Below are 9,009 nucleotides of genomic sequence, written 5' to 3'. Positions count from 1 at the left end.
CTCCTGGTCTGCTCCGCGAGCTGGAGCGCGCGCGGGAGTCAAGGGTGACCCGGATCGACCGGATGGTCGAGCTGATGGCCGCCGACGGCATACCGGTCACGATCGAGCAGGTGCGGGCGCAGGCGGGCGTCGGCACGACGATGGGGCGACCACACATCGCCGACGCGCTGGTCGCCAGCGGCTACGTGCGCACGCGCGACGAGGCGTTCACCGACGTCCTGCGCAACGGCAGCCGCTACTACGTCTCGCACTACGCCCCCGACCCGGTGCTGGCCGTGCAGCTCGTCCGTGAGGCCGGCGGGGTGCCGGTGATGGCGCACCCCTTCGCCAACGGCCGCGGCTGGACCGTCGACGACTCCGTCATCGAGGAGATGATGGAGGCCGGCCTCGCCGGGCTAGAGGCCCACCACCGCGACCACCGGCCGGACGAGGTGCTCCATGCGGAGGAGCTCGCGGCTCGGCTCGGGCTGTTCGTCACGGGCTCGAGCGACTACCACGGCGCGGGCAAGGAGAACCGGCTCGGCGAGAACACCACGTCGGCCGAGGTCCTCGCCCAGATCGAGCAGCAGGCAACCAGCAGCACCGACGTGGTCAGGGCAGGACGAACGTGAACGACATCATCAACCTCCAGACGTTCGGCTCGGTCTTCGTGACCCTGCTCGTCATCATGGATCCGCCCGGCGCGCTCCCGATCTTCCTGGCCCTCACCGGTTCGCTGACCCAGAAGCAGAAGGTCGCCGCCGCCCGGCGCGCGTCGCTCGTGGCGCTCGGAGTGATCGTCCTGTTCGCCGTCTTCGGCCAGCAGATCCTCACCTACCTCCACATCTCCCTGCCGGCTCTGCAGGGCGCCGGCGGGCTGCTGCTGCTGCTCGTGGCGCTGCAGCTGCTGACGGGCTCGGAGCAGGAACAGCACGCCGATGCCGGCGTCAACGTCGCGCTCGTGCCGCTCGGCACCCCACTGCTGGCCGGCCCCGGTGCCATCGTCGCGACGATGCTCCAGGTCAAGAGTGCCGACGGAGTGAGCGACTACGTCGCTGTCGCGGCCGGGCTGGTGGCCACGATGTTCGTGGTGTGGCTCTTCTTCCGCTTCGCCAGCCAGGTCCACCGGGTGCTCAAGGACAGCGGCACGGTGCTCGTGACCCGGATCGCCGGACTGCTGCTGTCGGCGATCGCCGTTCAGATGGTGGCCGACAGCATCCGAGCCTTTGTCAGCGGCACCACCTAACGTGGGCGGGGTGAGTGCGGGGGAGTTCGTGCAGGAGCAGTTCGGCGGCATGCCGCGGCGCCTGTTCCGGGCCAGCCCCAGCAAGCTGCTGGCCTGGGTCGACTGCCCGCGGCGCTACCGCATGCAGTACCTCGACCGGCCTGCGCCGCCCTCGCGCCCCCAGCGCGGGCACACCTCGTTCGGCGTGGCGGTTCACAACGCCCTGCGCGACTGGTGGGACCTGCCGGCCGAGCAGCGCACCCCGGCGGCGGGCGCCGAGCTCGTGCGGTCGTCCTGGATCGACCTCGGGTTCCGTGATGCCGACCAGTCGCGCGAGTGGCGAGAGCTGGCCCAGCGCCAGGTCGTCGACTACCTCGACGACGTCGATCCCGCCCACCAGCCGCTCGGGATCGAGCGCACCGTCTCGCTGAAGACCGACGTGTTCACCCTCCAGGGCCGGATCGACCGCCTCGACGACCGCGGCGCCGAGCTTGCCGTCGTGGACTACAAGACGAGTCGCTGGGAGCCGACCGACGACGACGCCCGCACGTCGCTGCCGCTGGCGCTCTATGCCGCTGCCGCCTGGAAGATGTTCCGTCGCAAGTGCGTTCGGGTCGAGCTGCACCACCTTCCGAGTGGCGGGGTCGCCAGCCACGAGCACACCGGCGAGTCGCTCCAGCGCAAGATCGCCGAGGCCGAGTCGATCGCCCAGGACGCCCGCAGGGCCGAGGAGGACTACGCCGACTTCGGCGTCGACTCCAGCCGGTTCCCGGCCAAGGTCGGTCCGCTCTGCCAGTGGTGCGACTTCCGCGCCCACTGTCCGGCGGGTCAGGCGTTCGGTCCCGAGAAGTCCGACTGGGCGGCCCTGGAGCAGCCCGCCGTCCGCACCTGACAGACTTGGCCCACCGGCATACGCAACTCTCGAGGTAACCGCACAGAAGAAGGGCGCCACTGGTGGCCAGGACACCCACGAAACCGGCCACGATCGTCTCGGTGGCCAACCAGAAGGGCGGCGTCGCCAAGACGACGTCGGTCGCCTCCCTCGGTGCGGCCTTCGCCGAGCAGGGCAAGCGGGTGCTGCTCGTCGACCTCGATGCCCAGGCCTGCCTGACGTTCAGCCTGGGGGTGGACCCGGACGAGGTCGAGAGCTCGATCAACGAGGTGCTGCTGGGTCGGGCCACGATCGCCGATGTGCGGGTCGCCTGCGATGACGGTGTCGACCTCGTGCCCAGCGTCATCGACCTCGCGGGCGCCGAGGCCCAGCTGCTGCCGCGACCAGGCCGCGAGTACATCCTGCGGACGGTGCTGGAGGAGGTGCGCAGCGAGTACGACGTGATCATGCTCGACTGCTCCCCGAGCCTGGGGGTCCTGACCCTCAACGCCCTCACCGCCAGCCAGGGCCTCATCATCCCCATGCCCTGCGAGATGCTCAGCCACCGCGGCGTCGGCCAGCTGCTCGACACGGTGACCGACGTGCAGAAGATCCTCAACAAGGACCTCGAGGTGTGGGGCATCCTGCCCACCTTGTTCGACGGTCGCAGCAACCACGCGCGCGAGGTGCTCGCCGACGTCGGTCAGCGCTACGACCTGCCGGTGCTGGACCCGCCGATCCCCAAGACGGTGCGGTTCGCCGAGGCCCCGGCGGTCGGGCGGTCGATCCTGGCCACCTCCCGCACCTCCAAGGGCGCCAAGGCCTACCGCGACGTCGCGGCAGCGCTGGCCAAGAGGCTCTGACCCAGGTCCCGGATGGTGGGATCTCGGAATACCCCCGGGGCGAGCCGACTTGTCACTGGACGGCGACTGAACCCGACCCCGAGGAGAATCATGTCCCGCACGGCTGCACTGTCCACCGCCTCCGCAGGCGCCCCGCTGACGTCGACGACGATCGAGCGCCGCGAGCTGCGTGACGACGACATCACCATCGACATCGCCTTTGCCGGCATCTGCCACAGCGACATCCACCAGGTCCGCGAGGAGTGGGGAAGCGCGATCTTCCCGATGGTGCCGGGCCACGAGATCGCCGGGGTGGTGTCCGCCGTCGGTGACGGGGTGACCCGCTACAAGGTGGGCGACCGCGTCGGCGTCGGCTGCATGGTCGACTCGTGCGGCGAGTGCGAGTTCTGCAAGGACGGCCAGGAGCAGTTCTGCGTCGAAGGTGCCGTCATGACCTACAACGGCAAGGGCTACGACGGCGAGGAGACGCTGGGCGGCTACAGCCAGCAGGTCGTCGTGAGTGAGCGGTTCGCCATCCGCATCCCCGACGCCCTCGGGCTCGACGTCGCCGCACCGCTGCTCTGCGCCGGCATCACGACCTACAACCCGCTCAAGCGCTGGGGCGCAGGCCCGGGCACCAAGGTCGCCGTCGTCGGGCTGGGCGGCCTGGGCCACCTCGGCGTGAAGTTCGCCGTGGCGCTGGGGGCCGAGGTCACCGTCCTCAGCCAGTCCACCGCCAAGGAGGCCGACAGCTTGGCCTTCGGCGCTGTCGAGCACCGGGCCACCAAGGACGACGCGACCTTCGAGGACCTACGCGGCCGGTTCGACCTCATCCTCAACACGGTCAGCGCCAACCTGCCGTTCGACAAGTACCTGTCCCTGCTGCGTCCGAACGGCGCGATGGTCAACGTGGGGGCGCCGAGCGACCCGAGCTCGTTCCAGGCGTTCTCGCTCCTCGGCGGCAGCAAGGTCCTTGCCGGTTCCAACATCGGTGGCATCCCGCAGACCCAGGAGATGCTCGACTTCGCCGCCGAGCACGGCATCGCGGCCGAGATCGAGACGATCAGCGCCGACCAGGTCAACGAGGCCTACGACCGCGTCGTCGGCTCCGACGTGCGCTACCGCTTCGTCATCGACACCGCGACCATCGGCGCCTGAGGCTCGTAACGGCCAGGGACGTGGCCGGCCACCGATGAGCGGGTATGCCGTGGAGTTCCGGCGCGTGACGCGCGCCGACTTCCCGCTGCTCGCCCGGTGGCTGGCCGCCCCGCCTGTGGCCCGCTGGTGGAACCACGCGTGGACGGCCGAGGCGGTCGAGCGTGACTTCGGGCCGTCCGCCGACGGGCACGAGCCCAACCAGGACTGGCTGGCCCTCCTCGACGGCGTGCCCGTCGGGCTGGTCCAGCGCTCCCGGGTCACGGACTACGAGGAGAACCTGCGGGACTTCTCCTCGCTGGTGGACGTGCCGGACGGCGCGCTGACGATCGACTACCTGCTCGGTGACCCCGCGGCATACGGGAAGGGGCTGGGCTCGGCGATGATCGCCGCCTTCGTCGCGCTGGCGTTCGACGAGCTCCCCGACGCACCAACGGTTCTCGTGTCGGTGGTGGCGGCCAACATCGCCTCGTGGCGTGCCCTGGAGAAGGCCGGCTTCCGCCGGATCGCCGAGGGCTACCTCGCCCCGGACAACCCGGTCGACGACCCGCTGCACTACGTCCTTCGCCTCGACCGCCCCGCCTGAGCGCGGTCGGTCGCGGGAGCTCGCACCACCCCAGAGAGCGAGCCACGCCCAGAAACAGGTATGCCGCGCGGCCTGGGCCACGCGGCATACCTGGTCTGTCTGTGGGTGGGGCGTCAGGCCTGGGTGGTGGCCTCGCCCGCGTCGGCGCCACCACGGGTGCGGCGACGGTTGCGGTTGCGGCGTGGCTTGGACGCGGCCTCGCCACCCTCGGCGGGTGCGCTCTCGGCGCGACGTTCGCCGCCACGGCCGGCATCCCGACCGCTGTCACGACCGCCGCGACCGCCACCTTCACGGCTGCCACCGTCACGACCACGGCCGCCGTCACGACCGCCGCCGTCGCGACCGGAGCCACCCGCGCCGGGGCGACGCCCTCCGGACTTGCCGGTCTCGCCGAGGTCCTCGAGCACCTCGGCGCCCAGGCCCGCCAGCTTCTGCGCGGCCTTGGGCAGCCTGCCCTTGGCGGTGCGCGGGATGTCGAGCTGGTCGTAGAAGTGGTCGGAGGAGGAGTAGGTCTCCTCGGGCTCGGGGATGCCGAGGTCGAGGGTCTTGTTGATCATGCCCCAGCGCGGCAGGTCGTCCCAGTCGACGAAGGTGACCGCGATGCCGGTGTTGCCCGCGCGGGCGGTGCGGCCGATGCGGTGCAGGTAGGTCTTCTCGTCCTCGGGGCACTGGTAGTTGATCACGTGCGTGACGTTGTCGACATCGATGCCGCGGGCGGCGACGTCCGTGGCCACGAGGATGTCGACCTTGCCGTTGCGGAACGCGCGCAGGGCCTGCTCCCGGGCACCCTGGCCGAGGTCACCGTGGATCGGGGCCGCGGCGAACCCGCGGTCGATCAGGTCGTCCGCGACCTTGGCCGCAGTGCGCTTGGTGCGACTGAAGATGATGGTCAGGCCACGGCCCTCGGCCTGCAGCATGCGGGCCAGCATCTCGACCTTGTCCATCGCATGGGCGCGGTAGACGAACTGCTCGACGGCCTTGACGGTGTGGGCGTTCTCCTGGTCGTCGCCCATCGCGCGGATGTGCGTCGGCTGGCTCATGTAGCGACGGGCCAGGGCGACGACGGCGCCCGGCATGGTGGCCGAGAACAGCATCGTCTGGCGGGCCGGCGACGTCATGGCGAGCAGCTTCTCCACGTCGGGGAGGAAGCCGAGGTCGAGCATCTCGTCGGCCTCGTCCAGCACGACGGACTTGCAGTGCGAGAGGTCGAGGTGGCCCTGCTTGGCCAGGTCGATGAGGCGGCCCGGTGTGCCGACGACGATCTCGACCCCGTTGCGCAGGGCTTCGATCTGCGGCTCGTAGGCGCGGCCACCGTAGACCGTGAGGACGCGGATGCCGCGGCGCTTGCCCGCGCGCTCGAGGTCGCTGGCGACCTGCACGGCGAGCTCGCGCGTCGGGGCGACGGCGAGGGCCTGCGGCTTGCCTGCGTGCGTGAAGGTGTCCCAGCCGTCGTCGCCACGGGCGATCGTGCGGTTGAGCATCGGGACCCCGAAGCCGAGCGTCTTGCCGGTGCCTGTCTTGGCCTGGCCGATGATGTCGTGTCCGCCCAGGGCGACCGGGAGGGTCATCGCCTGGATGGGGAACGGCGAGATGATGCCGGCGTCGCTCAGCGAGGCGACGATGTCCGGGTGGACGTCGAAGTCGGCGAAGGTCAGTTCCGCCGGCGCAGCAACAGCGGCGGTGTCGGGCGTGGTGGCATCGGGCGTGGTGGCATCGGACGCGTTGGCGTCGGGCGCACTCGTGCCCGTGGTGGTTTCAGTCATGAAGTTCTCTCGATCGGGGGCGCTCCCAGAAACAGGGGTGGCGCTCGCACAGCGGGCCGATCGGAGGTCTTCGTCATACGGGGCGCGGACCGTGTCCGCGGCTGATTCGTGCCGACCGGGCACCTTTGACGACTGTGAGTCTAGCGGTGCGCGCCCGACATCCCCGCATCCCCGACGGTCACGGGGCGCCCCGACGTTAGGGTGACCGGCATGACCAAGGACGACTGGCTGGCCGATCCGCAGTACCGCGACGCCGTCGCCGACCTCCTCGGAGCGCTCGCGTACGGCGAGCTGACGGCGTTCACGCGCCTGGCCGGTGACAGCGAACTGTCGCCGAGCCAGCCGCTCAAGGCCGCCGTGGCCGGGCTGGCGGTGGCCGAGTTCCGGCACTACGAGATCCTCGTGGCGCGACTGGACGAGATGGGCATCGATCCCGAGGTGGCCATGGCGCCGTTCATCGCGCCCATCGACGCGTTCCACGAGCGGACCAAGCCGAGCAACTGGCACGAAGGCCTGGTCAAGGCCTACGTCGGCGACGGCATCGCCACCGACTTCTACCGCGAGATCGCCGCGTACGTCGACCCGTCGACGCAGGCCCTGGTGCACTCGGCCATGGAGGACGTGGGGCAGGCCGAGTTCGTCGTCAAGGTGGTCCGCGAAGCCATCAAGGCGGACCCCAAGATCGCGGGCCGGCTGGCGCTGTGGGGCCGCAGGCTCGTGGGCGAGGCGCTCTCGCAGGCCCAGCAGGTGGCTGTCGAGCGCGACGCCCTGGCCTCGCTCATGGTGGGTGGCATCGGGGGAGCGGATCGTCCGAGCGCAGACCTGGCCGAGCTGGGCCGGATGTTCGCCCGGCTCACCGACGAGCACACCCGCCGGATGGGTCGTCTCGGCCTCGCCGCCTGACCGTTCTTCCCCACTTCTGGCCACTGGTGCCGCGTCTCAGCCCCGGATCTGCCGTCTGATGCGGGATGCCTGGCCACAAGTCGGGTGGTCGCGCGACTTCTGGCCACTGGTGCCGCGTCTCAGCCCTGGATCTGCCGTCTGATGCGGGATGCCTGGCCAGAAGTCGGGTGCCTGCGGCCTGGGATGCGGAAGGGCCCCGTCCTGGTGGACGGGGCCCCTCGCTGCGTGCTCGAGCCAGGTCAGACCTTCTTGCGCCCGGTCACGTTGCCGTAGACCGCGATGAGGATCGCTGCGACGACGATGCCCGCCAGGAACGGGATGATCTCGAAACCGCCGTTCTCGTTGTTGTACCCGAGCTGGTAGACCAGCCACGAGGCAATCAGCGAGCCCAGGATCCCGATGATGATGGTCACGATGACCGAGATGTCCTGCTTGCCTGGCAGGAAGAGACGGGCCAAGGCTCCGATGATGAGACCGCCGATAATGGCGCCGATAATCGTTCCGATCACGGTTGCTCCTTTGCGCGGCTGATGCCGCCCTCAGCTGGGGGCCGTCTTCGGCCCGGACAACGCCAACTCGACCACGAATCGGCCCGAAACGCACGTTTGTGACCAGCGAGCCGGATCACGGTGTGGACACGATGTCCGTGATATCCGTGCAGGTCAGGGCCGTGTAGCAGGGGACCCGAGGTCGCGGTGAGCCCCGGTCGCGGCCGGAAGGGTCAGACGCCGAAGCCGACACCGCGCTTGTCGGACTCGCCGATCTGGACGTAACCGAGCACCGCGGCCGGCACGAGCAGCTGGCGGCCCTTGTCGTCGACGAGCGTGAGGACCGTGCCCTTCTCGAGCGACTTGCTCACGGCGGCAGCGATGTCGGCTGCACTCTCGGTCGACTCGAAGACGACCTCGCGCGAGACGTTCTGGACGCCGATGCGGACCTCCACGGTGGTTCCCTTCAGGTTTGGGTGGGCACGCGGCATACGAGCGCGTGCGGAACTGTCGACAAGGCTAACCAGCGGTGCGTCAGGAACCTTCCCCGCCCACCTTGGGGAACGATCCGAGGCCCCGCCACGCGAGCGCACCCATCAGCAGGGCAGCCTCGTCCTTGGGGACGTCGGACCCCTGGGCGAGCCAGTGGCGGGCGCTGACCTGGGCCAGGCCGGTGAGGGCCATGCCGAGCAGCGACGCGTCCTCGTCGGTGAGACCGGTGTCCTCGGCGATGACCTCGGCCACGGCTTCGGCGCAGACCAGCCCCACGGCGTCGAGGCGGTTGCGCACGGCCGACTCGTTGGTGAGGTCGGACTCGAAGATGAGCCGGAAGGCCGCGCCGTCGCGCGACACGAAGTCGAAGTAGGCCGCGATCGTCGCGTAGACGCGTTCCCGGTTGTCCTGGGTCGAGGCGAGGGCCTCGCGGACGAGCTGTTCGAGCGCCTCGCTGTGCTTGTCGAGCAGGGCGAGGTAGAGCTCGAGCTTGCCGGGGAAGTGCTGGTAGAGCACCGGCTTGGAGACTCCGGCGCGGTCGGCGATGTCGTCCATCGCGGCCGCGTGGTAGCCGGACTCCACAAAGGCGGCCTGCGCGGCTTCGAGGAGCTGGGCGCGGCGGGCGGAGCGCGGAAGGCGTTGGCCTCGCGCGTTGTCGGTGCCTGGAACTGCTCGAAGCGACATGGTGACTCTCTGTTCGGCGGC

General features: G+C 70.1%; 11 protein-coding genes. 7 read left to right on the top strand and 4 right to left on the bottom strand.

Translation table 11 applies throughout. From position 1 onward, the window contains the following. The 6 genes from AC1DVZ_RS03055 to AC1DVZ_RS03030 all read left to right on the top strand — a co-directional run. Positions 1–611: PHP domain-containing protein (locus tag AC1DVZ_RS03055; RefSeq protein WP_477616711.1), on the top strand; the 611-nt coding region annotated here is incomplete at its 5' end. Next, positions 608–1,225, top strand: coding sequence for a MarC family protein (locus AC1DVZ_RS03050; RefSeq protein ID WP_477616710.1), 618 nt, complete (start codon positions 608–610; stop codon positions 1,223–1,225). The genes AC1DVZ_RS03055 and AC1DVZ_RS03050, both read left to right, overlap by 4 nt. Positions 1,226–1,235: 10 nt before the next feature. Next, a complete protein-coding gene (locus AC1DVZ_RS03045) occupies positions 1,236–2,096 on the top strand; it encodes a RecB family exonuclease (RefSeq protein WP_477616709.1) in 861 nt (286 codons plus the stop codon). Between the two features lie 62 nt (positions 2,097–2,158). After that, a complete protein-coding gene (locus AC1DVZ_RS03040) occupies positions 2,159–2,938 on the top strand; it encodes a ParA family protein (RefSeq protein WP_477616708.1) in 780 nt (259 codons plus the stop codon). Between the two features lie 90 nt (positions 2,939–3,028). After that, entirely contained in the window at positions 3,029–4,075 is a 1,047-nt protein-coding gene (locus AC1DVZ_RS03035) for an NAD(P)-dependent alcohol dehydrogenase (RefSeq protein WP_477616707.1), read from the top strand. 34 nt (positions 4,076–4,109) lie between these two features. Continuing rightward, on the top strand, positions 4,110–4,658 hold the full coding sequence (locus tag AC1DVZ_RS03030) for a GNAT family N-acetyltransferase (RefSeq protein WP_477616706.1): 549 nt from the start codon (positions 4,110–4,112) through the stop codon (positions 4,656–4,658). A 113-nt stretch (positions 4,659–4,771) separates the two neighbouring features. On the opposite strand, the gene AC1DVZ_RS03025 is transcribed toward AC1DVZ_RS03030, so the two are convergent. Next, on the bottom strand, positions 4,772–6,421 hold the full coding sequence (locus AC1DVZ_RS03025; RefSeq protein ID WP_477616705.1) for a DEAD/DEAH box helicase: 1,650 nt from the start codon (positions 6,419–6,421) through the stop codon (positions 4,772–4,774). A 210-nt stretch (positions 6,422–6,631) separates the two neighbouring features. On the opposite strand from AC1DVZ_RS03025, the gene AC1DVZ_RS03020 reads away from it, so the two are divergent. After that, the gene (locus tag AC1DVZ_RS03020) at positions 6,632–7,324 is read left to right on the top strand and encodes a ferritin-like fold-containing protein (protein WP_477616704.1); all 693 of its coding nucleotides are present in this window, start codon (positions 6,632–6,634) and stop codon (positions 7,322–7,324) included. Positions 7,325–7,563: 239 nt separating this feature from the next. Here the strand turns inward: AC1DVZ_RS03020 and AC1DVZ_RS03015 are convergent, their stop codons facing one another. The 3 genes from AC1DVZ_RS03015 to AC1DVZ_RS03005 all read right to left on the bottom strand — a co-directional run bounded on the left by AC1DVZ_RS03015 (position 7,564) and on the right by AC1DVZ_RS03005 (position 8,988). Beyond that, a complete protein-coding gene (locus AC1DVZ_RS03015) occupies positions 7,564–7,833 on the bottom strand; it encodes a GlsB/YeaQ/YmgE family stress response membrane protein (protein WP_477616703.1) in 270 nt (89 codons plus the stop codon). A gap of 212 nt (positions 7,834–8,045) precedes the next feature. After that, positions 8,046–8,267: a DUF3107 domain-containing protein gene (locus AC1DVZ_RS03010; protein WP_477616702.1), complete on the bottom strand. Its 222-nt coding sequence runs from the start codon at positions 8,265–8,267 to the stop codon at positions 8,046–8,048. Positions 8,268–8,346: 79 nt separating this feature from the next. Further along, a complete protein-coding gene (locus tag AC1DVZ_RS03005; RefSeq protein WP_477616701.1) occupies positions 8,347–8,988 on the bottom strand; it encodes a TetR/AcrR family transcriptional regulator in 642 nt (213 codons plus the stop codon). Between the last annotated feature and the right edge of the window lie 21 nt (positions 8,989–9,009).

Source organism: Pedococcus sp. P2_E5 (assembly GCF_056403895.1).
This window is presented reverse-complemented; position numbering and strand designations above follow the sequence as displayed.